The organism is Kitasatospora sp. NPDC048239 (genome assembly GCF_043202015.1).
Taxonomy (GTDB): Bacteria; Actinomycetota; Actinomycetes; order Streptomycetales; family Streptomycetaceae; genus Kitasatospora.
In genome coordinates, this window is the sequence record NZ_JBICZP010000003.1 from 347,299 (window position 1) to 370,387 (window position 23,089).

Below are 23,089 nucleotides of genomic sequence, written 5' to 3' on the forward strand. Positions count from 1 at the left end.
CCGACCGGCCCCGCCCCCGGAGCGACCGGGCGGCCCCCCGATCCTCGTTTCCGGCCCACCACCCGGGCCCATCTCCGAAGGAGTCCATCAGTGACGGAAGGCACCACCTCCGCCGTCGAGGCCGAGGCCGCCGCCAGCGCCGACGACAGCCTCATCTCCCGCCTGGAGCAGGAGGGCGACATCGCGGCGGACTACCTGGAGGGTCTGCTCGACATCGCCGACCTCGACGGTGACATCGACATGGACGTGGAGGGCGACCGCGCCCTGGTCTCCATCGTCGGCGACGGCAACGACCGCGCGCTGCAGCGCCTGGTCGGCCAGGACGGCGAGGTGCTGGAGGCGCTGCAGGAACTGACCCGGTTGGCTGTCCACCGGGAGACCGGCGAGCGCAGCCGCCTCATGCTGGACATTGCCGGCTTCCGGGCCCGCAAGCGCTCGGAGCTGGCCACGCTCGGCGCCCAGGCCGCGGATCAGGTCAAGAGCACGGGTGAGCAGGTCAAGCTGCGGCCGATGACCCCGTTCGAGCGCAAGGTCGTCCACGACGCGGTGGCCGCGGCGGGTCTGCGCAGTGAGTCGGAGGGCGAGGAGCCCCAGCGGTTCGTGGTCGTGCTGCCGGCCTGACAGCAGGTGGCACCGACGCCCGGCCCCACACGGCCGGGGGCGTCGGAACGACCGGTTGGCGACTGAGACCCCGTCCGCCTTGTGCGGGCGGGGTCGTCGTCCCTCTGCGGGGCCGCGGCCCGGCGGGAGATGTTTCACGTGAAACGGTGCGAAGCACGGGTCGGTGGATCCGGGGAGCGGAGAGGCTGAGATGGACACGGAGAGCACGGCGGCGGGCGAGCCCGGGACGGGTGACACCAACCCGGCCGCGGACGGTCCGGCTGTCGAGGGTGCGGCCGCCGAAGGGCTGGCCGAGGCGCCGGCCGTGGCCAGGGAGGTGTTCGGCGAGCGCTACGACGCCGCCGTCCGCTACACCGAGCTGCTGGCCACGGCGGGTGTCCAGCGCGGTCTGATCGGCCCCCGTGAGGTGCCGCGGCTCTGGGACCGCCACGTCCTGAACTGCGCCGTGCTCGCCGAGCTGCTGCCGCCCGGGTCGACCATGTGCGACGTCGGCTCCGGTGCCGGCCTGCCGGGCATCCCGGTCGCCCTGGCCCGGCCCGACGTGTCGGTGACCCTGCTGGAGCCGCTGCTGCGCCGGACCACCTTCCTGGAGGAGGTGGTCCGCGAGCTGCAGCTGGAGAACGTCACCGTGCTGCGCGGCCGCGCCGAGGAGATGGTCGGCAAGATCGCGGTGGACGTGGTGACGGCCCGCGCGGTCGCACCGCTGGACCGGCTGGCCGGCTGGGGCATGCCGCTGCTCCGCCCGCACGGCCAGATGCTGGCGCTCAAGGGCGACAGCGCCGAGCAGGAGCTGGCGGACTCGCGGGCCGGGCTGACCAAGCTGGGCGCCGTCGAGTGGACGGTGATCTCGGTGGGCGAGGGCACCCTGGAGACCTCGACCCGGGTGGTCCAGGTCAAGGCGGGGGAGAGCCCGGGCGGGGTGAAGGCGGCGACCAGGCGGGCCAAGGCGGCCCGGGCCGGGCGCAACGCCGGGGCCGCCGTGCGCGGTGGCGACCGGACCCGGGGCGGACGGCGCCGCGGGCGCTGAGCGAAGCCGGGAGAGCGGGCGGGTGGTCCTCGGACCACCCGCCCGCTCTGCTGTCCGCCTGCGCGTGCCGTTCGTGCCGCTCCTGCGGCGCCCGGGTGACATCCGGACGGCCATCAGGGGGACAGCCGCCCATCGGAGTGTCGCACCGTCAGATTTCCGACATAGCGGGCATGGTGTTTCACGTGAAACGTCGCTCCCTGCTTTCAGACGGTCTCGACAAGCGGCTTCGCCGCGGGCTCGGTCTCATCCGGGCGGCGACTGTTGCCGCTCCGGTTTCACGTGAAACACTGACCCCCATGCAGGACTCGGAGACCATCGACCAGATCGATGACACGCCCATCGCGCGTGCTGCCCAGGCTGCGGTCCAGGCGATCGGACGGGCGGGGGAGGGGCTTCCCCGGCCCGCCGCCACCCGCGTGATCGTGGTGGCCAACCAGAAGGGCGGGGTGGGCAAGACCACCACCACCGTCAACATGGCCGCCTCGCTCGCCATGCACGGACTGCGGGTCCTGGTGGTGGACCTCGACCCGCAGGGCAACGCCTCCACCGCACTCGGCATCGACCACCACGCCGAGGTGCCGTCGATCTACGAGGTCCTGGTGGAGGGCAAGCCGCTGGCCGACGTGGTGCAGCCGGTGGTGGACGTCGAGGGGCTGTTCTGCGTCCCCGCCACCATCGACCTGGCCGGCGCGGAGATCGAACTGGTCTCGCTGGTGGCCCGGGAGGGCCGGCTCCAGCGCGCCATCGCCGCGTACGAGCAGCCGCTGGACTACATCCTGATCGACTGCCCGCCCTCGCTGGGCCTGCTGACGGTCAACGCCCTGGTCGCGGGCCAGGAGGTGCTGATCCCGATCCAGTGCGAGTACTACGCGCTGGAGGGTCTCGGCCAGCTGCTGCGCAACGTCGAGCTGGTCCGGGCACACCTCAACCCCACGCTGCACGTCTCCACCATCCTGCTCACCATGTACGACGCCCGGACCAGGCTGGCCGCCCAGGTGGCCGAGGAGGTCCGGACGCACTTCCAGCAGGAGGTGCTGCAGACCGCGATCCCTCGCTCGGTGCGCATCTCGGAGGCACCCAGCTACGGTCAGACGGTGCTCACCTACGATCCCGGCTCCACCGGGGCGCTCTCCTACCTGGAGGCCGCCCGGGAGCTCGCGATGCGGGCGGTGGTCGCCGGGAGCGGTGGTTCACTGGTGGGCCAGCAGCGCGGCGGCCAGCAGCAGGACGGCCAGCAGCGGGATGGCGAGCCGGGGCAGGACGCCCCGATGGCACAGCACAGCACGACGGAGGGCAATCGGTGAGTGGTCGCAGGGGTCTCGGACGAGGACTCAAGGCGCTGATCCCGGCCGCGACGCCGGAGGACGGCGCGGTGGCCACGCAGCCCGCGGCGGTCGCGGTGGCGGTGGCCGACACGGTGGTACCGGCAGCGGTGCCGGTGGTGCCGACCGGCCGGGGCACGGTGGCGGCCAGGGCGGCCGCCGAGAGCCTGCGGGAGCAGGCCGACCGGGAGACGGCGACGGCGGAGCCGGCCCAGGCGGTCGGTGCCTTCTTCGCCGAGCTGCCGCTGGACGCGATCACCCCCAACCCGCGCCAGCCGCGCGAGGTGTTCGACGCCGACAAGCTGGCCGAGCTGGTCGCCTCCATCAAGGAGGTGGGCCTGCTCCAGCCGGTGGTGGTGCGCCAGGTCGCGCCCGAGCGCTTCGAGCTCATCATGGGCGAGCGCCGGTGGCGGGCCTCCCGGGAGGCCGGGCTGGAGCAGATCCCGGCGATCGTCCGGGCCACCGAGGACGACAAGCTGCTGCTGGACGCCCTCCTGGAGAACCTGCACCGGGCGGAGCTGAATCCGCTGGAGGAGGCCGCCGCCTACGACCAGCTGCTGCGGGACTTCTCCTGCACGCACGACGAGCTGGCCGACCGGATCGGCCGCTCGCGCCCGCACGTCACCAACACCCTGCGGCTGCTGAAGCTCTCGCCGGCCGTCCAGCGCCGGGTCGCCGCGGGTGTGCTGACCGCCGGGCACGCCAAGGCGCTGGTGGGTGTGCCGGACGCGGAGCGCCAGGAGCACCTGGCGAAGCGGATCATCGCGGAGGGCCTCTCGGTGCGCACCACCGAGGAGATCGTCCGGCTGATCGACAGCGAGGAGAAGCCGCAGCGCCCGGTCGGGCCGAAGGCGGGCAAGCTGCTCTCCCCGGCCTTCAACGACCTGGCGAGCCGGCTCTCGGACCGCTTCGACACCCGGGTCAAGGTCGAGGTCTCGCAGCGCGGCGGCAAGCTCGGCAAGGGCAAGGTCGTCCTGGAGTTCGGCTCGGTGGAGGACCTGAACCGGATCCTGGACAGCCTGGCCCCGGGCGAGGACGGGCTGCGGCTGTCGCAGAGCTGAGCCACTCCGGGGAGTGGTACTGCCGATGGGTGCGTGTTGTACGTGAGCCGGGTTTCACGTGGAACATGCACCCATCGGCATTCGGGGGGAATGCTCGACTGTGGAGTGGACGAGGAGGTGCGGGGGATGGGACGCCGAATCGCTCCGCTGACGCTGGACAACCTCGCGGACCTGCCGACGACCTGCCGCTCCTGTGTGTTCTGGGAGCTGGATCCGGTCAGCGGGAGGGCGGCGGTGGAGTCGGGCAAGCCGGAGCTGGAGAAGGAGGGCTGGATCTCCGCGGTGCTGCTGGAGTGGGGGTCCTGCGGCCGGATCGTCTATGTGGACGACGTCCCGGCCGGGTTCGTGCTCTACGCCCCACCCGCCTACGTCCCGCGCTCGCAGTCCTTCCCGACCAGTCCGGTCTCCCCGGACGCCGTCCAGCTGATGATCAGCCGGGTCGTGCCGGGCTTCCAGCGCCAGGGGCTCGGCCGGGTGCTGGTGCAGACGGTGGCCAAGGATCTGCTGGGGCGGGGGGTCCGGGCGATCGAGGCCTTCGGCGCGGTCGGACGGGAGCCGCCGAGCTGCGTGCTGCCGGCCGACCATCTGCTGGCGGTGGGCTTCAAGACCGTACGGCCGCACCACCGCTACCCGAGGCTGCGGCTGGAGGCCAGGGCCACGCTCTCCTGGCGGGGCGATGTGGAGGGGGCGCTGGAGCGGCTGCTCGGCGGGGCGCGCAAGGAGCCGGCGCTGCGGCCGTTCTGAGCCCCTGGCCCGGTCGGCCCGGATCCCTGGTGTGAACGACGAAGGCGGCGCTCCCCGGTGGGGGAGCGCCGCCTTCGCGTGGTCGTCGGCCGGACCTAGATGAACTCGGCCAGCTCGCGCAGCAGCGCGGCCTTCGGACGCGCACCGGTGATGGACTTCACCGGCTCGCCGCCCTTGTAGACGATCAGGGTCGGGATGGAGATCACGTTGTACTGAGCGGCGGTCTGCTGGTTGCTGTCGACGTCCAGCTTGGCGATGGTCAGCTTGTCGGCGTGCTCGGCCGCGATCTCTTCCAGGATCGGGGCGACCTGGCGGCACGGGCCGCACCAGGTGGCCCAGAAGTCGACCAGTACGGGCTTCTCGCTGTCCAGGACATCGGCCTTGAACGTCGCGTCGGTGACGGTGGTGGTGGCGCCGGCCACGGGGACTCCTCAGGGTCAAACGGCAAAGAGGGCTGCTGCCAGGAGAACAACGGGCGGACCCGTTCTGTTTCTGCCTGGCCGGCGCGGGGGTGTTTCACGTGGAACACCCCCGCGGGGGATCGGGCGGTGGGGCGGATCAGACCGTGACGGTCGCGGCGGCCTGGGCCTCCAGGTCGGCCAGCGAGGCCAGGTAGCGCTCGGCGTCCAGCGCGGCCGAGCAGCCGGTGCCGGCGGCCGTGATGGCCTGGCGGTAGGTGTGGTCGACGACGTCGCCGGCACCGAAGACACCCGGGATGTTGGTGCGGGTCGAGGGGGCCTCGACCTTGAGGTAGCCCTCGGCGTCCAGCTCCAGCTGGCCCTTGAACAGCTCGGTGCGCGGGTCGTGGCCGATCGCGATGAACAGGCCGGTGACGGGCAGCTCACGGGTCTCCCCGGTGCTGCTTCCGTCGTTCGCCACCGCGCGCAGGGTGACACCGGTCAGCTTCGGGTCGCCGTGGATCGCCTCGACCGCGCTGTTCCACTCGAAGCGGATCTTCTCGTCGGCGAAGGCGCGCTCCTGCATCGCCTTGGAGGCGCGCAGGCTGTCACGGCGGTGGATGATCGTGACGCTGCGGGCGAAGCGCGAGAGGAAGGTGGCCTCCTCCAGGGCGGTGTCGCCGCCGCCGACCACCGCGATGTCCTGGTCGCGGAAGAAGAAGCCGTCGCAGGTGGCGCACCAGGAGACCCCGCGGCCGGACAGCGCGTCCTCGTTCGGCAGGCCCAGCTTGCGGTGCTGCGAGCCGGTGGTGACGATCACGGCGCGGGCCTTGTGGACGTTGCCCTCGGAGTCGGTGACGGTCTTGACGTCACCGGTGAGGTCGACCGAGACGATGTCGTCCGGGATGAGCTCGGCGCCGAAGCGCTCGGCCTGCGCCCGCATGTTGTCCATCAGCTCGGGGCCCATGATGCCGTCCCGGAAGCCCGGGAAGTTCTCGACCTCGGTGGTGTTCATCAGCGCGCCACCGGCGGTGACGGCACCCTCGAAGACCAACGGCTTGAGGGAGGCTCGGGCGGTGTAGAGCGCAGCCGTGTAGCCGGCCGGGCCGGAACCGATGATGATCACGTTACGGACGTCGCTCACTGCATCTCCTGGTTCGCATCGCGACCCGCGCTAGTGCGGGGAGGGCGGTCCTGCTCCGCCGCCCGGGACAACGACTGACCAGTCTCCCGCATTCCCAGGCGGATCAGTACCAGGTGCCCGAACTCTGGGAGCGTCGGGTCGTGCCGGGCGTGGATCGTTCGGATCGCGGGGCGCGGAACGCCGGATGTGCCGCTCAGCGGGTCGGGACGGTGCGGTGCAGGAGGACCGGCCCGCAGTCGGGGGTCCGGAGGTAGACGTCCAGCTGGTCCGGGTGGCCGGGCACGGCGTACACCAGGACCTCCGCCGGGGCGCCGGCGAAGCTGCCCCGGTCGGTGGCCAGCGGGGTGCCGTCGACGGGTGCCGGACAGGCGGTGGCGCTGTGGCCGCGGATCCCCTGCTCGCCGTCGACGGGCGGTCCGGCGGAGGGCTTGGCGGCCGGGCTGCCGGGGCGGCCGCCCTGGGCGATCAGCTGCTGGATCTGGGCGGCCAGCGCGTCCTCGCGGTAGGCCGTCCCGCCGTCGGCCTCGGGCCGGGGCGGGGTGCCGGGAGCGGGGACGGAGGTGGCGGCCGGGGCGTCGGCGCGGGCCGCGCTGCTGCTCGACGGCTGCCGGTCGTCCGGCTGCAGCAGCAGGGCGCCGCCGAGGCCGACCGCGAACAGCGCGGCGGCGGCGCCGAGCAGCAGCCGGGCCCGGCGCCGACGGGGGCGGCCCGGGCCGGTGCCGCCGGGGGCGGTGGGCGCGGTCCCCGCCGCGGGGCGCCCGGGCGGCGCGGAGGCCGCTGTGGCGGGGCGTGCCGGTCGGGTCGGGCCCTCGCCCCGGTGTGCCGGTCGGGAGGGCTCCTGGGGGCCGCGTACGGCCTTGTCGACGGCCTCGGCGGCGTCGGTCTCGGTGGCGGCCGCGGCCAGCGCGGCGTCGAGCCGCTCGGCGACGTCGGCGGGCATCGGCGGCGTCTCGGCGGCACCGAGCAGTGCCTGCACCTCGGCGAGCGCCTCGGCCGTCTCACGGCACTCGGCGCAGTCGGCGAGGTGGCGCCGCAGCGCCTCGGCGGTCTCGGGCGACTCCACCAGCCCCTCGGCGAGGTCGGCGAGCTCGTCGACGCCGGGGTGCGGTCCGGTGGGGTCGGGGGAGGAGAGGGGGGCAGTCATCGCGTGCTCGCGTCTCCTTCCAGGATCGGTCGGCCGGTGTCCGGGCCTGTCCCTGTGACGGTGCGGGCGGCCGGTGGGTTCCCAGGGGGCCCGGAGGCGCTGCCGCGGACCGGTCCGCCGCCCGGCCGGGCCGTCGGCGTTTCACGTGGAACGGCGGCCGCCGCCGCGCCGCCGCCGTCCTCGCGGAGGTGGCGGACCAGCGGCAGCAGCCGGGCGCGGCCGCGGGCGCAGCGGCTCTTCACGGTGCCGACCGGCACCCCGAGCAGCTCGGCCGCCTCGGCGACGGGGTAGCCCTGCATGTCGACCAGGACGAGCGCGGCCCGCTGCTCGACCGGGAGCTCGGCGAGTGCCGCGGTGACCTCCCGGTGCACCTCGGCGCGGACCACCGGGCTGTCGGCCGGCTCGGCGGAGCCGACCAGGGAGTCCAGCCGCTGCGGGTCGTCGTCCAGCGGCTTGGTGCGGCGGGTGGCGGTGCGCCGGGCGCGGTCCAGGCAGGCGTTGACCACGATCCGGTGCAGCCAGGTGGTGACGGCCGAGCGGCCCTGGAAGGTGTGGGCGGAGCGGAACGCGGAGACCAGGGCGTCCTGGAGGGCGTCGGCGGCCTCCTCGCGGTCGCCCAGGGTGCGCAGGGCGACCGCCCAGAGCCGGTCCCGGTGGCGGTTCACCAGCAGGCCGAAGGCCTCCCGGTCGCCGGCGACGTGCCGGGCGAGGAGGGCCGCGTCGTCGTCCGTCCGGTCCGCGCCGTCCGTCACTGCCACCGCCCCTCCCCGTCCTGTGCCGTCCTGATGTCCTGTGCCGGGCCGTCCCGCGTCGGGTCGTCCGCGTTGGGCCGTCCGCGCCGGTGCGGTCAGCCGAAGACCTTGACGTCGGCGACGTGGCCGCGGAACCTGCCGTCGTTATCCTTCGGCAGGCTGGTCATCCAGAGCAAGAGGTAGCGCGTGGTGACCGGCGCCTGGGCGGCGAAGTCGACGGTGGTGCCGCTGCCCTTGTCGACCACGGTGAAGGCGTTCGGCTGGGCCTTCTGCGGGTTTCCGGCGGCCTGTGCGCCGGGGACCCTGAGCTCCGCCGTGGTGGAGCCGGCGAACTGGACGTTCACCGAGCTGACGGGCTGCGGCGTGCCGAGGTCGATCAGCAGGCCGGTGCCCTCCCGGGGGAGCGGCTTCGGGCCGAACGGGTCCTGGTACCAGGAGCTGATCCAGACGGTGTTCGGGTCCCCGTCGAAGGCCTTGTCGGTCAGGTAGTTGCTCGGCGGATTGGTGCCCACCGGGTCGTAGGACTGCGCCTCCTTGACCTGGATCGGCACGGGGGTGTGCGCGGCCGCCTGCACGGGGGCCGAGCTGGTGCCGCTCGCGGGCTGGGTGGCCGCCACCGAGGGCCCGGTGCTGCGCAGGCTGTCGACCAGCTGCCAGGAGCCGACGCCGATCGCGCCGAGGGCGACCGTCCAGGCGGTCGCCTTCACCACCCGGCGCAGCCGGCGCCGACTGCGCCGGACCGGCTGGGCGGCCATCGGGACCGGGCCGGTGCCGGGGGCGGCGACCACCCGGGTCGGGTTGGGCGCGGTGGGCAGCGCGTGGGTGTTGTGCCGGGGCGGCGCGGTGTAGGCGGGCAGCTCGGGCTCGGGCTGGCGGATGCGGGGCATCAGCGCGATGGCCTTGGCGAGCTGCTCGGGGGTGGTGATCGGCTCGGCGTGGTGCGGGGGGTGGTCGAACAGGGCGCGGGCGGCCAGCTCGGAGAGGCCCTTGTGGACGCCGGCCCGGACCTGGTCGGGCGGCACGTCGCCGAGGCTTCTGGGCAGGCCCTGGAGGTCGTAGCGGTCCTCGGGGAACGGCCAGCGGTGGGTCAGCGCGGCGTACAGCAGGGCGCCGATGGCGCGGGTGTCGGTGCGCGCGGCGTCGTCGGCGGTGCCGCCGTCCCCGTCGGCGTCCCCGGTGGGCAGGCCGCGCAGGGCGGCGTCGACCGCGATGCCGTTGATCCGGTACTGGCCGCTGTCGGTGCGCAGCACACAGCGCGGGGTGAGCCGCAGGTGGGCCTGGCCGCGCCGGTGCGCGGCGGCGACCGCGTCGGTGACCTGGCGGACCATCTGGTACGCGTCGTGCGGCTCCATCGGGCCGGTGGCGAGCAGCTTGGCGAGGTCGGAGGCGTGCGGCAGCCACTCCCGGACGACGTAGACCAGCTCGCCCTCCTGGACGGCGTCCAGGACCTGGACGAAGCGCGGGTCGCCGAGCAGCGCGGCGGACTTGGCGGCGGCCAGCACGGCGCGGGCCCGCTGGTGGCCGGCCGCCATCAGGTGGACGCCGACGGCCCGGCGCAGCTTCTCGTCGACCGCCCGCCAGCTGCTGAAGGTCTCGGCCTGGGAGATGCACTCCTCCAGCCGGTACCGGTGGCCGATCGTGTCGCCGCTGTGCCGCAGCGGGGCGGGGAGGGTGCGCGGCAGGGTGCCGGTGTCGCGGGTGTCGACGGTGGGCTGCGGGTCCTGCGGGGGGCGCTCGGCGGCCTTGCCGGCGCCCGCCCCGGCCGCTGCCGCGTCCGCCCGCCGCCGGGCCGCGGCGGCGTCGCCGGCGGACAGCTCGGCGGCGATCTCCTTGGCCGACAGCGGCGCGGTGATCTCCGACGTCTCCTCCCCGCTCGGGGAGGGCTCGGAGTCGCTCGGGGCGCGGTCGGTGCCCCCGGCCGCCGAGGCCGCCTCATCGGCGAGCTCGTCGATCGCCGCGGCCAGTGCGGCCTCGTCCGCCGCGCCGCCAGCTGCTGACGTGTCGACGACCGCCTTGGTGCCATCAGCCACCGTGGTCCTGCCTCCCCTTGTGTCGCCCCGGCCTGAGAGAGTCGCTGGAGCGTAGAGGTTGGCCGCCCTGCGCTCCAGGACAATTGTGCCCACTCTTCTCCACCGGTACGACCGCTGAAAGGGCCTCGCGGTTGCGTGATGGTGGAGAGATGTGGTGCAGATCCGGCACTGGGCCGCCAGCCGGGTCCGGGAGATCCCCGGACCGGATGGCGGCCCAGTGCCCGCCCCGACGGGGCGGAGAACCCCGGTCGTCCGGTTGACACCCGATCAGGGCGCCGGCCGGTACGACCGGTTGGTACGAGCGGTCAGCGGCCCAGTCGGCCGCGGACCATGCCCAGCATCGCGTTCAGCTCCTCGATCCGCAGCTTCTTCGCGATCAGGGTGAAGACGGCGATCTGGAGGGCGCCGGCCAGGACGATGGTGAGCACACTGCCCAGCCAGCCGCCGACGACCTGCTGCACCGCCAGACTGACGCCCAGCCCGACCAGCGCGGCCGGCACACAGGCGGTGATCAGCCGGGTGTAGGTCTTGCCGATCCGCTTGGTGTCCAGGCCGCCGATCTTCTTCTTCAGCTTGGGTACCGCCACCGCCACTCCGACGGCGTACGCCAGACCGTACCCGAATGCCATACCCGTCACGGTCCACTCGGCGGGGAGGGCGACCCAGCAGAGCAGCGAGAAGCCGGCCTGGCAGGCCGCCACCCAGACGGTGTTGGAGAACGGCGTCCGGGTGTCCTCGTAGGCGTAGAAGCCGCGCAGCATCACGTACTGCACCGAGTACGGGATCAGGCCCAGCGCGAAGGCGGAGAGCATCAGACCCACGTTGGTGGCGCTGTCCAGGGCCACCTCGCCGCCGCCGACCCCGTAGATCGCGCGGCCGATCGCCGGGCCGAGCGAGAGGAACAGGAAGGCGCCCGGGACGACCGCCACGGCGGTGGTCCGCAGCCCGTACGAGATGTCGTCGCGCACCGCGCCGGCGTCCTCGTCGGCGGCGGCCCGGGAGAGCCGGGGGAGCACCGCGCTCATCAGCGAGACCACGATGACGGCCTGCGGGAGCTGCCAGATGAGCAGGGCGTTGGAGAAGGCGGCGAGGCCGACACCGTTGTGGCCGCCGTGCTCGGCGGCGCTGCCGGCCGCGGTGGCCAGCTGGGTGATCACCAGGTAGCCGGCCTGGTTGGCGAGCACGAAGAAGAAGGTCCACTTGGCCAGCCGGCCGGCCTTGCCGAGGCCGTGGCCGCGCCAGTCGAAGCGCGGCCGGTAGTGGAAGTCCGCCGCCCGCAGGTACGGGATCATCGACAGCGCCTGGACGGCGAGGCCGACCAGGGTGCCGATGCCGAGCAGCCGGACGCCCTCGGGGGAGATCGTCTCGGGGGTGACCCCGGTGGTGCCGAATCCGCCGTACACCCAGAGGTAGGCGGAGAAGGTGAAGATCACCACGATGTTGTTGAGGACCGGGGTCCACATCATCGCGCCGAACCGGCCGCGGGCGTTGAGGATCTGGCCCATCACGACGTGGATGCCCATGAAGAAGATGGTCGGCAGGCAGTAGCGGGCCAGCGCCACGGTGGTGTCGGCGCGGGCCGGGTTCGCCATCATCGGGTGCGAGATCAGCTGCACCAGCAGCGGGGCGCCGACCACGGCCAGCAGCACGACCGCGCCGAGCCCGACCATCACCAGGGTGAGCAGCCGGTTGGCGTAGGCGGTGCCGCCGTCCTCGTCGTTCTTCATGCTGCGGACCAGCTGCGGCACGAACACGGCGTTCAGGGCGCCGCCGCCGATCAGGATGTACAGCAGGGTCGGCAGGGTGTAGGCGGCGTTGTACGAGTCGCCCATCACGCTGACGCCGATCGCGGCGGTGATCACCATCGTGCGCAGGAAGCCGGTGCCACGGGAGACCAGGGTGCCGGCCGCCATGATCGCGCTGGAGTTCAGCAGGCTGGCGACCTTGCCGCCGCCGGCCGCGGGCGCCTGGGGGGCGTGCGGCTCGGCCGCCAGCTCGTCCAGCGGCTCCACCGCGGGCGGTACCTGGACGGCGGCCACCTGCATGGTGGCCTCCTCCTCGGAGAGCGGCGGGTCGAACTCGATCGGCGGGACGAACGGGCGCTGCCCGTCCTGGCCGCCGCCGTGGTGGCCCGGGTAGGAGCCGGCCTGCGGGTACGGGGCCGGCGGCAGGAGCGGCTGGCCCAGCGGCGACTGCGGCACGGGGGGGACGGGTGCCACGGGTGCCGCGGGGGCCATCGGGGCATGGCCGAGCGGCGACTGCGGGGGCTGCGGCACGTGCGGACGGGACGCCGCCTCGCTCTGGCCGAGGCCGCCGCCGCCCGCGCCGAACAGCGCGTCCACACCCACGTACTCGGTGCTCTCGGAGTCCCACGCGGAGTGCGCCGGGCCCGGCTGCCACTGCTGGTGCTGCGGCGGCTGGTGCTGGTGCTGGGGCTGGTGGTGCTGCCCGCCCCACTGGTCGGCCGGCGCGGCCGGCTGCTCCCACCCGGGGGCGCCCTCCTGCCAGGCCGCCTGCGGCGGGGTGTCCCAGCCGGGCTGCACCGGCGGGACGGGCGGGGCGAAGGAGCTCGCCGGCACCGGCGTCGGGTAGCCGCCGCCCTGCGGCGGCAGCTGCGGCGGCACGTCGTACGCCGCGACCGGCTGCTGGGGCTCGGCGGGCCGGGCGGTCTGCATGCCGTACGGGTCCTGGCCGTCCTGGTGGCCCTGGTACGCGTCGGCCGCGTACGGGTCCTGGGCGTAGGTGTCGGCCACGTACCAGTCGCCGGACGGCGACTCGGCACCCGGCCGGCCCTCACCGCGGCCCGGCGGCCGCTCCTCGCTGCGCCCGGTCATGTCACCTCTTCGCTGTCGTGGGGGAGGCCGGCCCGGAGTCGGGCGGTGTCGGCGGTATCAAGGACCAACCTTCTCATCACCGGTGGCCCGATCCCGGCCATCTGCGGTCCTGCCGCGCGGTGTCTGCGCAGGTCCCTCACCTCCGGGGCCCCCGCCCCCGTCGGTGGCGGCCCGTTCCCCGGGCTCCGCCGCGCCGCCGCTCGTGTCGCCGTTCGTGTCACCGCTCGTGCCGTCGGTCGGCCCGTCGGCCGCCGGCTCGTCGCCGAGCGGTTCGTCGCCGTCCTCCGCCGGGGCCCGCCGCTTGCGCTGCCGGTAGAAGCGCAGGCCCGCCAGCAGGAGCAGCACCAGGCCGCCGCCGAAGACGTACAGCACGCCGTTGGTCACCGAGGTGACCTCCACCGTGAACGTCACCGGCTCGCCGTACGGCTGTGAGTCCGGACCGGTGGTGCGCAGCTGGGCGGTCATGGCGACCGGCCCGTTGTTGTGCGCCTCGGCCGCGAACCGCAGCGTGACGCTCTGCGCGGCCGGCAGCACGATCGGCTCCGGCGCGCCGACCTTGAGCCGGTTGGGCTGGGCCGGGGTCAGCACCAGTTCGAGGTTGGTGACCGTCTGGGTGAGGTCGTTGCGGACGCTGACCTGCAGCACGCCGGTGTCGCCGGCGAAGGTGATGACGGTCTTCTTCGGTACCTTCACCGCCTTGGTCAGCTCGCCGAGGTACGTCGACACGCCGTCGCGATAGGTGCTGCCGGCGGGCGGCTGGGAGCGCCACTCGGTGGACATCGAGCGCACCATGGCCGCGCTGAACGGACCGCGCACCCGCTGCGGCAGGGTGAGGATCCGCATCAGTTTGTCCAGCTCGCTCTGGATCCTGATGGTGTCGGTGAGCTCCAGCGAGGACAGCTCCGAGGCGCGCGCCTGCGCCGGGTAGTCGGTGGCCGCCGGGACGGCGGAGTTCGCCTTCGGATCGGCCGGGCCCGCGGCGAGCACGTCCAGCTTGACCGGCTCCACCCACTTGCCGGCCTGCGCCGTCAGCAGGGCCGTCGCCAGCGCCTTGGCGTTGTTCGCGGTCAGCTCGCGCGGCGGCATCACCAGCAGGCCGCGCGGGTTCTGCGGCTCCTGCCGGGAGATCACGAAGGTCTCGGCGAGGAAGCGCTGCACGGCCTCGCTCTGCGCCTGCGGGGTGTTCAGATCGGTCTCGAACAGCTCGGAGACCGTGCTGTCGGCGACCACCCCGGTCTGGCCGTTGCCGATCGGGCGCGGCGCGGTCGGCGTGTACTTCAGCCCGTCCGACTCCGGCAGGCTCGCCCCGTTGACCAGCACCAGGCTGCTGCCGGTGCGCTGCGTCATGCCGGCGATCTGCTGGTCCAGGTAGCCCTGGTACGGCCAGGCCACGTCCGCCCGGGTGTCCACCGACAGCCGGCCCTCGACGGTCAGCCGGCCCGCGGTGGACGCCTTGCCGAGCGCGGCGTCGACGCCCGGCAGATCGGCGCCGTTGTGCGCGATCGAGGCGATGTCCGGATCGGCGTACGGCAGGGCCACCACCTGGCTGCCCGACTTCGCCACCGCGGCCCGCAGCTTGTCCAGCCAGGCCGTCGCGGCGGCCTGGCCGGTGCCCGGGACGACGTTGTCCTCCTTGGCCGACTGGCCCTGGGTGCCGGGCTTCTGCACCTTGTACGTCCTGGTCATCGCGAACGCGGTGTCCAGCAGGTCGGGGTCCACCACCCAGGTCAGCCCCGGCAGCTTCGCCCCGGTGTCCACCAGCTCGTACAGCCGCCCGCCCGGCGAGAACTCCGCCGTCAGGCTGTCGTCGCGCAGCACCGGGATGCTCTGGTCGTTCTCGGAGGCGGTCTGCGCGGCCAGCACGGGGGCGTGCACCAGCGGCCACAGGGTGGTCACCTTGGACGGCTGCGCCTCGTTCGGCGCCGGGTCGTCGTACGGCAGGAAGGTGCGGGCGATGCCCAGCGGGCGGTCCCGCTGGTTGTCCGCGGTCGAGCCCCAGACGTCCACCGCGAGCTCGTACACGCCCTCACCGGAGAGCTGGAGGTCGCTCACCGCGATCCCCAGGGTGTACGCCTGGCTCTGGCCCGGGCCCAGCTCGTTCAGCGCGTACTGCGGGCTGTCCAGCTCGATGCCGTCGGCGCCGACCGGACTGGTCCGGGCGGCCACCGCGGCCAGGTCGCTGCGGGTGTTCAGGGGCTTGCCCGCCCAGGGTTTGCGGGCCGCCGCGTGCGCCGACTTGAGCACGGACTTCCCGGCGTTGGTGACATGGCCCTTGATCGTCACGGTGCCGTTCGGCGTGGCCACCGGCTGCTCGACGCTCTCGATGGTCATCACCACCGGGTACTCGGCCGTCACCCCGGACTCCGCCGACGGGCGGGCTCCCGTGGCGGGCAGCGCGCCGGCCTGCGGCGTGGCCGCCAGCAGCGCGAGCGCCGCTGCGAGGGCGGCCGCCGCCCGCCTGGCCACCCGGACCGCACGGCGCCCGGGTGGGGGCCCGTCGGCGGCACTCCTGGCACGTCCAGGGTGTCCGTACGCCTCCAGGCCCGAGTGCCGTGCCGGCTCGCTCACGCGCTTCGCCCTCGCCGTTCTCGATCGCTCGCTGCTTGATGCTCTGCTGCTGGGGATGCTGCTGGGGTGCTCCGTCGGCCGAAACGATCAGCCGTGAGAACCGCGGCCGGACGGCGTTCGGCCGACCGTGACGGCACGCGGCCCGGCGGCCCCTCAGCGGTGCCCGAGACTCGTTCCACCGGCATGGTAACGATGCAGCCGGGGGTGCAGTGTTGCGGGTCTTGCGGTGAGACGCCGGAAAACGCGCGGGCGGCGGGCCCTTCGGGGCACGTACCCTTGTGAGCCGTGTCCACTGCCAATGAGTCCACCGCCCATGAGTCCGGCGCCCATCATTCCAGCACCGCCACCCAGGTCGTCCCCGGCCTGAGCGAGGCGCAGACGCTGGGCCTGCAGGAACTGCTGCGGGTGTCCCCGGTCGCCGACGAGATCGCCCGCCGCTTCGAGGCGGCCGGGCACCGGCTGGCGCTGGTCGGCGGATCCGTCCGGGACGCCCTGCTGGGCCGCCTCGGCAACGATCTGGACTTCACCACCGACGCCCGGCCGCACCAGGTCCTCAGGCTGGTCAAGGGCTGGGCGGACGCCGTGTGGGACGTCGGCATCGCCTTCGGCACCGTGGGCGCCCGCAAGGACACCCCGCAGGGCTCGTTCCTGATCGAGATCACCACCTACCGCTCCGAGGCCTACGACCGCACCTCGCGCAAGCCCGAGGTCACCTACGGCGACACCATCGAGCAGGACCTGGTCCGCCGCGACTTCACCGTCAACGCGATGGCCGTCGACCTGCCCGGCCGCGGCTTCGTCGACCCGCACCACGGCCTGGACGACCTGGAGGCCCGGGTGCTGCGCACCCCTGCCACCCCGGAGGAGTCCTTCTCCGACGACCCGCTGCGGATGATGCGGGCCGCCCGCTTCGCCGCCCAGCTCGACTTCGAGCCCGCTCCCGAGGTCGTCGCCGCGATGACCGCGATGGCCGAGCGGATCACCATCGTCTCCGCCGAGCGGGTCCAGGCCGAACTCAACAAGCTGCTGCTGGCCGCCCACCCGGTGAAGGGCCTGCGGCTGCTGGTCGACACCGGCCTGGCCGACCACGTCCTGCCGGAGCTGCCCGCGCTGCGCCTGGAGCGCGACGAGCACCACCGCCACAAGGACGTGTACGAGCACTCGCTCACCGTGCTGGAGCAGGCCATCGACCTGGAGCAGGACGGCCCCGACCTCAGCCTGCGGCTGGCCGCGCTGCTGCACGACATCGGCAAGCCGCGCACCCGCCGCTTCGAGTCCGACGGCCGGGTCTCCTTCCACCACCACGAGGTGGTCGGCGCCAAGATGACCCGCAAGCGGATGCGCGACCTGAAGTACTCCAAGGAGCTCACCGAGGAGGTCTCCCGCCTGGTGGAGCTGCACCTGCGCTTCCACGGCTACGGCGGCGGCGAGTGGACCGACTCCGCGGTGCGGCGCTACGTCACCGACGCCGGCCCGCTGCTGGAGCGCCTGCACAAGCTCACCCGCTCCGACTGCACCACCCGCAACCGCAAGAAGGCCGCCGCGCTCTCCCGCACCTACGACGGCCTGGAGCAGCGGATCGAGGAGCTGCGCAACCAGGAGGAGCTGGACGCCGTGCGCCCCGCGCTGGACGGCAACCAGATCATGGAGCTGCTCGACCTCAGGCCCGGCCCCCAGGTCGGCAAGGCCTACAAGCACATGCTGGAGCTGCGACTGGAGCACGGCCCGATGGAGCAGGACGAGGCCGTCGCCGCGCTTCGCGCCTGGTGGGCGGAGCAGCAGGGCTGAGCCGCGCCCGACGCGGAAGGGGTGGCACCGGACCTCCGGTGCCACCCCTTCCGCGTTGTCGCTCGGTGCCGTCAGGTGTTCACCGACTGGAGGCAGAGCACGAAGCTCAGGGCCGAGCTGGTGGACTCCCGGGTGTAGCTGCTGTCCGAGTCGGGCACGGCGTCGCAGCCCTTGTCGTCGCTGGTGGCGAGCAGCTTGCGGAGCACCTTGTACTGGGCCCGCGAGTCGCTGCAGGGCAGCATCGTGATCCGCGGCTTGGTGTCGTGGGTGGCGGTCGTCCCGTTCTCGTTGCGCAGGCAGTCGCCGACCTTGGCGCGGTCGATGTCGCTGGGCACCGTGGAGGCCGCCGGCGGGGCCGAGGACTTCGGGACCGCCGGGGTGGTGATCTCCGGGATCGGCGGCATCGAGAACGACGGGCTGGGGAAGGCCGGGACGGGCACCGTGGGCACCGCGATGGTGCGGATCGGCCGGGGCGTGTCGTGGTTCGCGCCGATCACCGCGCCGGTGGTCGCCAGGATGATGAACGAGGTGATCGAGAGCACCGGCAGCAGCAGCATCAGCATGTGCGGCCGCTTGGTCAGCGGGACGCCCGGGTCGAGCTGCGGGCCGTGGGTGCCGGGGACGGGCAGCGGCAGCTGCTTGATCTTGTTGTGGGCCGCCAGGTTCCGCAGCAGGGTGATCGGCGTGATGATCGAGGACAGGTAGCCCCACCAGCCCTGGACCAGCGTGCGGGCCGACATGTCGCGCACCACGGCGGTGCCGCAGGTGCGGCAGAACGGTCCCGGCTGCTTCAGGAACCGCATGATGATGATGATCCCCTGGTGCCCGCGGACCGTGGTGTCCGCGGCGGGGAAGCCGCCGCAGAAGCGGCAGACCGGGCCGCCCTGCGGGGCCATCGCGGCCTGCGGGTAGCCGTAGCCGGGCGCCGGGGCGGGCGCGCCGTACGCGGGCGCGGGGCCGGGAGGGGGAGCGGCCGGGTAGCCGTAGCCCGGCGGCGGACCGGCCTGCGGCGGCACCGGCGGGGCACCGGCCGGCGCCCCGTACGGGTTGCCGGTGGCGTAGGGGTTGCTGCCGTCGGAGGGCGGCGGGGCGCCGTACGGCATCTGCGGAGGTGGAACGGACATGGTGGGGTCCCCCGGGGAAGGTCGTGGTGGTGGGGCGGTCAGGACGACGTCTTGACCGGCGGCACGCCGGTGGTCAGCGGGCCGAGGCAGAGCACGTAGCGCTTCTTGTTCCAGCGCCGGCCGCTCTTGCCGGAGACCGTGCTGGTCGTCCCCGCCGTCTGCCGGCAGCGGGTGGTGTCGGTGCTGTCGGTGAACTTCGCCAGCACCTTGTAGTTCGCCTTGCTGTCGGTGCACTTGACGATGTCGACGTCGCGCGAGCCGCTGGCCTTGACGCAGTCGCCGACCTTGGCGCTGCTCACGCTCGGCCCGCTGACGAAGTAGCCGACGATCAGCGCGATACCGCCGAGCACGATGCCGACGACCTTCAGCTTGGCCTTGGCGCCGGTCTTGCGCGCTGGCGCGGCGGGCGGCTGCGGAGCCTGCGGGTGGCCGTACTGGGGCGGCTGGCCGTACGGCGGCTGGCCCCCGGGAGGGGCGCCGTAGGGCGGCTGCTGCCCGTACGGCGGAGCGGGCTGGGGGGCCGGGGCCGGGTAGCCGTAGGCCGGCGGAGCGGGCTGGGGCTGGGGCTGGGGGTGGCCGTAGCCGGCCGGCACCGCCTGCGGCGGCCCGTACTGCGGGGCCGGCGCACCGTAGGGCTGAGGAGCCGGCGCACCGTACGGCTGAGGGGCCGGCGGTCCCTGCGGGTAGCCGTACTGCGGCGGCTGGCCGTACGGATTTGGCGGTGTGCTCATCAGGTTGTCCCCCGAGACAGAGTGCTGTCGCTCCGACAGATCTGACGTACCTTAGCGACTCACTCGGACGCGACGGGTTTCGAGGGTGCGCGGGCCCTCAGGAGGCCTGGTCACCGGGGATGGGACCGGTACGGCGGGCGGCCCGGAAGTACCACAGGGCGGAGAGCCCGTAGACCAGGGCGACCCCCAGGACTACCGGCACCGAGCGTCCGGAGATCGGCAGCACCAGGGCGGTCACCAGGGCGGCGGCCACGAAGGCGACGTTGAACAGCACGTCGTAGATGGCGAAGACGCGGCCGCGGTACTCGTCCTCGACCGACTCCTGGACCACGGTGTCGGCACAGATCTTGGTGCCCTGGGTGACCACGCCGAGCAGGAGCGCCGCGATCAGGCACGGCACCAGGGAGAAGCCCAGGCCGAGCGCCGGGACGAACACCACCGGCGCCGCCAGGCAGACCGTCATCCAGCCGGCCAGTCCAAGCCGGCGGGTGCACCAGGGGCTGACCACGGCGGCGAGGAAGAACCCGGCGGCCGAGAGCCCGACCGCCTGGCCGAGGGTGACCAGCCCGGCCGAGCTGTCCGCCGGGTCGTTGAAGGTGTAGCGGGCCAGCATCACCACGACGACGATCAGCACGCCGTAGCAGAACCGGGCGGCGGTGACGGCGGCCAGCGCGTGCACCGCGGGCCGGCAGTCGCGGACCAGGTGCCGGACGGCCGAGCCCAGCTCGCGGGTGGCCTGGGCGAGGGCCCGGCCGAGCGGGGGGCGGTCGGTGCGGTGCTCGGGCCCGAGGAGGTCCCGGCCCATCCGGCGGGCGGCGAGCGCGGCCGAGAGGTAGAGCAGCGCGGCGACCGTCACCAGGGCCGCGTCGGCCCGGGGCCCGGGGGTCATCACCTGGTGCAGCACGAAGCCGAGGCCGCCGCCGGAGGCCGCGGCGACCGTGCCGAGAGTGGGCGAGAGCGCGTTGGCGGTCACCAGCTGTTCCTGTGGCACCACCCGGGGGAGCGCGGCCGACAGGCCGGCCAGGATGAACCGGTTGAGCGCGGTGACCAGCAGGGCGGAGGCGAAGAACAGCCAGGACGGGGCCTCGGCCAGCAGCAGGGCGCCGGTCACCAGGCCGAGCCCGAACCGGGCCAGGTTGCCGAAGTAGAGCACCTGGCGGCGCCGCCAGCGGTCCAGCAGCACGCCGGCGAACGGGCCGATCACCGAGAACGGCAGCAGCATCACGGCCAGGACGGAGGCGATGTCGGCGGGGGAGGACTGCTTCTCCGGGGAGAACACCACATAGGCGGCGAGGGAGACCTGGAAGACCCCGTCGGAGAGCTGGGAGAGCACCCGGGCGGTCAGCAGCCGGCGGAAGTCGCGGCCGCGGAGCAGGCCGAGGAGGGTGGCGCGCTGCGCGGGCCGGTGGGTGGTGCTGCCGTTCTCCGTGATCGCCACCCGCCCAGATTGCCATGGAACCGGTCGGTGTTTCACGTGAAACATTCGCCGGGAAAAGGTGAACGGACCCATGGTCCAAGACCATGGGTCCGTTCAGAGCTTACGAGCAGTCAGCCCGATGCTCAGCGCTCGACCTCGCCGCGGATGAACTTCTCGACGTTCTCGCGGGCCTCGTCGTCGAAGTACTGGACCGGCGGGGACTTCATGAAGTACGAGGACGCCGACAGGATCGGGCCACCGATGCCGCGGTCCTTGGCGATCTTCGCGGCGCGCACGGCGTCGATGATGACACCGGCGGAGTTCGGGGAGTCCCAGACCTCGAGCTTGTACTCCAGGTTCAGCGGGACGTCGCCGAACGCGCGACCCTCAAGGCGGACGTAGGCCCACTTGCGGTCGTCGAGCCACGCCACGTAGTCGGACGGGCCGATGTGGACGTTCTTGGCACCCAGCTCACGGTCGCGGATCTGCGAGGTGACGGCCTGGGTCTTGGAGATCTTCTTGGACTCCAGGCGCTCGCGCTCGAGCATGTTCTTGAAGTCCATGTTGCCGCCGACGTTCAGCTGCATGGTGCGCTCGAGGATGACACCGCGGTCCTCGAACAGCTTGGCCATCACGCGGTGCGTGATGGTGGCGCCGACCTGGGACTTGATGTCGTCACCGACGATCGGCACGCCGGCCTCGGTGAACTTGTCCGCCCACTCCTTGGTGCCCGCGATGAACACCGGCAGGGCGTTCACGAAGGCGACCTTGGCGTCGATGGCGCACTGGGCGTAGAACTTGGCCGCGTCCTCGGAACCGACGGGCAGGTAGCAGACCAGGACGTCGACCTGCTGGTCCTTGAGGACCTTGACGACGTCGACCGGGGTCTCGTCGGACTCCTCGATGGTCTCCCGGTAGTACTTACCCAGACCGTCGAAGGTGTGGCCGCGCTGGACGGTGACGCCGGTCGGCGGCACGTCGCAGATCTTGATGGTGTTGTTCTCGCTGTTGCCGATGGCGTCGGCCAGGTCGAAGCCGACCTTCTTGGCGTCGACGTCGAACGCGGCGACGAACTCCACGTCGCTGACGTGGTAGTCACCGAACTGGACGTGCATCAGCCCGGGGACCCTGCCGGCCGGGTCGGCGTCCTTGTAGTACTCGACACCCTGCACCAGCGAGGCGGCGCAGTTGCCCACGCCAACGATGGCTACGCGAACCGAACCCATTCCGGTTGCTCCCTGTGATCTCATGAGCGCCGCCGAGACTCGGCGGTGCTCGTCCTGCTTCTTCGATGACTGCTGTGACGGGCGCGCGAGGCGCCCACTCCTGCCGCGTGGCACAGGGCTGACGCGGTGTCAGCGCTCCTGGGCGGAGCGCCCCGGGCGGTCGTACGGTGGCCCGGGCGGGTCCGAGGACCCGTCCTCCTGGCCACGGCCGTCCGAAGTCGTGGGGGGTACTGCGGTGTTGGGCCCGCCGTTGGGGGCCCCGGGGCGGCCGGTGCGGTTGGCCCGCTCGGTCTCGATCAGCTCGTTGAGCCACCGGACCTCGCGCTCCACCGACTCCAGTCCGTGCCGCTGCAGTTCGACGGTGTAGTCGTCGAACCGCTCGCGGGCCCGGGCGAGCGAGTTGCGCATCCGCTCCAGGCGCTCCTCCAGCCGGCTGCGGCGCCCCTCCAGGACGCGCATCCGTACCGCCCGGTCGGTCTGGCCGAAGAACGCGAAGTGGACGCCGAAGTGCTCGTCCTCCCAGGCGTCGGGGCCGGAGTCGGCCAGCAGTTCCTCGAAGCGCTGCTTGCCCTCGGGGGAGAGCCGGTAGACGATCTTGGACCGCTTGCCGTTGAGCGCGGTGGCCGGGACGTACGCGACGTCCGGGTTGTCCTCGACCAGGAAACCCTGGGCCACCAGGCTCTTCAGACACGGGTAGAGCGTCCCGTAGGAGAACGCGCGGAACGAGCCGAGCAGGACGTTGAGCCGCTTGCGCAGCTCGTATCCGTGCATCGGTGCGTCATGCAGCAGACCGAGAACGGCGAACTCCAGCACTCCTGAGCGCCTGCTCAATGCCGTCGTCCTCCTTCCTCCCGGTCGGACCGCGGTACCGCCGTATCCGGTGGTATGCCGTTCCGATGTATCGGCTCGATATATCGAGAACAGTAAACCTGGGTCCTCGAAGGGGCAAGGGGGGCACGCGTGAATGTGATCACAAGGCGACGCGCGGGTGGGCTAGGCAACGGCCGTGTAATGATCTGCCGCCCTTTTGTGGCGGTTGGTGCCTGATGCCCGATTAGGTGGATATCTCGGCTGCGTACGCTGTCGCGTGTGCACGAGGACCACCTCCGGGGTTAGGGCGGTTGCGGGCATTGGACGTGAACCGTGCCTTCAGGCTCG

General features: G+C 73.0%; 18 protein-coding genes. 6 read left to right on the forward strand and 12 right to left on the reverse strand.

Translation table 11 applies throughout. The annotated features are described in order from the left end of the window. The first annotated feature begins 90 nt into the window (after positions 1 to 90). The 5 genes from ACGFZP_RS09365 to ACGFZP_RS09385 all read left to right on the forward strand — a co-directional run bounded on the left by ACGFZP_RS09365 (position 91) and on the right by ACGFZP_RS09385 (position 4,775). The gene (locus ACGFZP_RS09365; protein WP_392930290.1) at positions 91 to 621 is read left to right on the forward strand and encodes a protein jag; all 531 of its coding nucleotides are present in this window, start codon (positions 91 to 93) and stop codon (positions 619 to 621) included. A gap of 190 nt (positions 622 to 811) precedes the next feature. Beyond that, positions 812 to 1,648 carry a 16S rRNA (guanine(527)-N(7))-methyltransferase RsmG gene (gene rsmG / locus ACGFZP_RS09370; protein ID WP_392930292.1) on the forward strand — a complete coding sequence of 279 codons (837 nt, stop codon included), beginning with the start codon at positions 812 to 814 and terminating at the stop codon, positions 1,646 to 1,648. 296 nt (positions 1,649 to 1,944) lie between these two features. After that, entirely contained in the window at positions 1,945 to 2,952 is a 1,008-nt protein-coding gene (locus ACGFZP_RS09375) for a ParA family protein (RefSeq protein ID WP_392930293.1), read from the forward strand. Then, positions 2,949 to 4,031 (forward strand): ParB/RepB/Spo0J family partition protein, encoded by a 1,083-nt coding sequence (locus ACGFZP_RS09380; RefSeq protein ID WP_392930295.1) that lies wholly within the window; start codon positions 2,949 to 2,951, stop codon positions 4,029 to 4,031. Before ACGFZP_RS09375 ends, ACGFZP_RS09380 begins: the two co-directional genes overlap by 4 nt. Positions 4,032 to 4,157: 126 nt before the next feature. Next, the gene (locus tag ACGFZP_RS09385) at positions 4,158 to 4,775 is read left to right on the forward strand and encodes a GNAT family N-acetyltransferase (RefSeq protein WP_392930296.1); all 618 of its coding nucleotides are present in this window, start codon (positions 4,158 to 4,160) and stop codon (positions 4,773 to 4,775) included. 95 nt (positions 4,776 to 4,870) lie between these two features. On the opposite strand, the gene trxA is transcribed toward ACGFZP_RS09385, so the two are convergent. The 7 genes from trxA to ACGFZP_RS09420 form a co-directional block, all read right to left on the reverse strand. Then, a complete protein-coding gene (trxA, locus tag ACGFZP_RS09390; protein ID WP_392930298.1) occupies positions 4,871 to 5,197 on the reverse strand; it encodes a thioredoxin in 327 nt (108 codons plus the stop codon). Positions 5,198 to 5,333: 136 nt separating this feature from the next. Beyond that, the gene (gene trxB / locus ACGFZP_RS09395; RefSeq protein WP_392930300.1) at positions 5,334 to 6,317 is read right to left on the reverse strand and encodes a thioredoxin-disulfide reductase; all 984 of its coding nucleotides are present in this window, start codon (positions 6,315 to 6,317) and stop codon (positions 5,334 to 5,336) included. Between the two features lie 193 nt (positions 6,318 to 6,510). After that, positions 6,511 to 7,461, reverse strand: coding sequence for an anti-sigma factor family protein (locus ACGFZP_RS09400; protein WP_392930302.1), 951 nt, complete (start codon positions 7,459 to 7,461; stop codon positions 6,511 to 6,513). Next, positions 7,458 to 8,213: an RNA polymerase sigma factor SigM gene (sigM, locus tag ACGFZP_RS09405; RefSeq protein WP_392931019.1), complete on the reverse strand. Its 756-nt coding sequence runs from the start codon at positions 8,211 to 8,213 to the stop codon at positions 7,458 to 7,460. Before sigM ends, ACGFZP_RS09400 begins: the two co-directional genes overlap by 4 nt. A gap of 95 nt (positions 8,214 to 8,308) precedes the next feature. Then, positions 8,309 to 10,243 (reverse strand): protein kinase family protein, encoded by a 1,935-nt coding sequence (locus ACGFZP_RS09410; RefSeq protein ID WP_392930304.1) that lies wholly within the window; start codon positions 10,241 to 10,243, stop codon positions 8,309 to 8,311. A 305-nt stretch (positions 10,244 to 10,548) separates the two neighbouring features. Beyond that, complete coding sequence (murJ, locus tag ACGFZP_RS09415; RefSeq protein ID WP_392930306.1) at positions 10,549 to 13,077, reverse strand: murein biosynthesis integral membrane protein MurJ; 2,529 nt, start codon at positions 13,075 to 13,077, stop codon at positions 10,549 to 10,551. Between the two features lie 57 nt (positions 13,078 to 13,134). Then, on the reverse strand, positions 13,135 to 15,645 hold the full coding sequence (locus ACGFZP_RS09420; RefSeq protein ID WP_392930308.1) for a DUF6049 family protein: 2,511 nt from the start codon (positions 15,643 to 15,645) through the stop codon (positions 13,135 to 13,137). 363 nt (positions 15,646 to 16,008) lie between these two features. On the opposite strand from ACGFZP_RS09420, the gene ACGFZP_RS09425 reads away from it, so the two are divergent. After that, entirely contained in the window at positions 16,009 to 17,433 is a 1,425-nt protein-coding gene (locus ACGFZP_RS09425) for a CCA tRNA nucleotidyltransferase (protein ID WP_392931021.1), read from the forward strand. A gap of 71 nt (positions 17,434 to 17,504) precedes the next feature. On the opposite strand, the gene ACGFZP_RS09430 is transcribed toward ACGFZP_RS09425, so the two are convergent. The 5 genes from ACGFZP_RS09430 to ACGFZP_RS09450 all read right to left on the reverse strand — a co-directional run bounded on the left by ACGFZP_RS09430 (position 17,505) and on the right by ACGFZP_RS09450 (position 22,762). Next, positions 17,505 to 18,557, reverse strand: coding sequence for a hypothetical protein (locus ACGFZP_RS09430; RefSeq protein ID WP_392930310.1), 1,053 nt, complete (start codon positions 18,555 to 18,557; stop codon positions 17,505 to 17,507). Between the two features lie 38 nt (positions 18,558 to 18,595). After that, on the reverse strand, positions 18,596 to 19,288 hold the full coding sequence (locus tag ACGFZP_RS09435) for a hypothetical protein (RefSeq protein WP_392930312.1): 693 nt from the start codon (positions 19,286 to 19,288) through the stop codon (positions 18,596 to 18,598). A 97-nt stretch (positions 19,289 to 19,385) separates the two neighbouring features. After that, the gene (locus tag ACGFZP_RS09440; protein WP_392931023.1) at positions 19,386 to 20,720 is read right to left on the reverse strand and encodes an MFS transporter; all 1,335 of its coding nucleotides are present in this window, start codon (positions 20,718 to 20,720) and stop codon (positions 19,386 to 19,388) included. A 128-nt stretch (positions 20,721 to 20,848) separates the two neighbouring features. Further along, a complete protein-coding gene (locus tag ACGFZP_RS09445; RefSeq protein ID WP_392930314.1) occupies positions 20,849 to 21,931 on the reverse strand; it encodes an inositol-3-phosphate synthase in 1,083 nt (360 codons plus the stop codon). Between the two features lie 129 nt (positions 21,932 to 22,060). Beyond that, positions 22,061 to 22,762, reverse strand: coding sequence for a helix-turn-helix transcriptional regulator (locus ACGFZP_RS09450; protein WP_392930316.1), 702 nt, complete (start codon positions 22,760 to 22,762; stop codon positions 22,061 to 22,063). Between the last annotated feature and the right edge of the window lie 327 nt (positions 22,763 to 23,089).

What these genes read in the sequence shown, in the direction of transcription:
- ACGFZP_RS09385 (WP_392930296.1), top strand. Translation starts at nt 4,158, where the DNA reads ATGGGACGCCGAATCGCTCCGCTGACGCTGGACAACCTCGCGGACCTG.
- ACGFZP_RS09430 (WP_392930310.1), bottom strand. Translation starts at nt 18,557, where the DNA reads ATGTCCGTTCCACCTCCGCAGATGCCGTACGGCGCCCCGCCGCCCTCC.
- ACGFZP_RS09400 (WP_392930302.1), bottom strand. Translation starts at nt 7,461, where the DNA reads ATGACTGCCCCCCTCTCCTCCCCCGACCCCACCGGACCGCACCCCGGC.
- ACGFZP_RS09435 (WP_392930312.1), bottom strand. Translation starts at nt 19,288, where the DNA reads ATGAGCACACCGCCAAATCCGTACGGCCAGCCGCCGCAGTACGGCTAC.
- murJ (WP_392930306.1), bottom strand. Translation starts at nt 13,077, where the DNA reads ATGACCGGGCGCAGCGAGGAGCGGCCGCCGGGCCGCGGTGAGGGCCGG.
- ACGFZP_RS09445 (WP_392930314.1), bottom strand. Translation starts at nt 21,931, where the DNA reads ATGGGTTCGGTTCGCGTAGCCATCGTTGGCGTGGGCAACTGCGCCGCC.
- rsmG (WP_392930292.1), top strand. Translation starts at nt 812, where the DNA reads ATGGACACGGAGAGCACGGCGGCGGGCGAGCCCGGGACGGGTGACACC.
- ACGFZP_RS09375 (WP_392930293.1), top strand. Translation starts at nt 1,945, where the DNA reads ATGCAGGACTCGGAGACCATCGACCAGATCGATGACACGCCCATCGCG.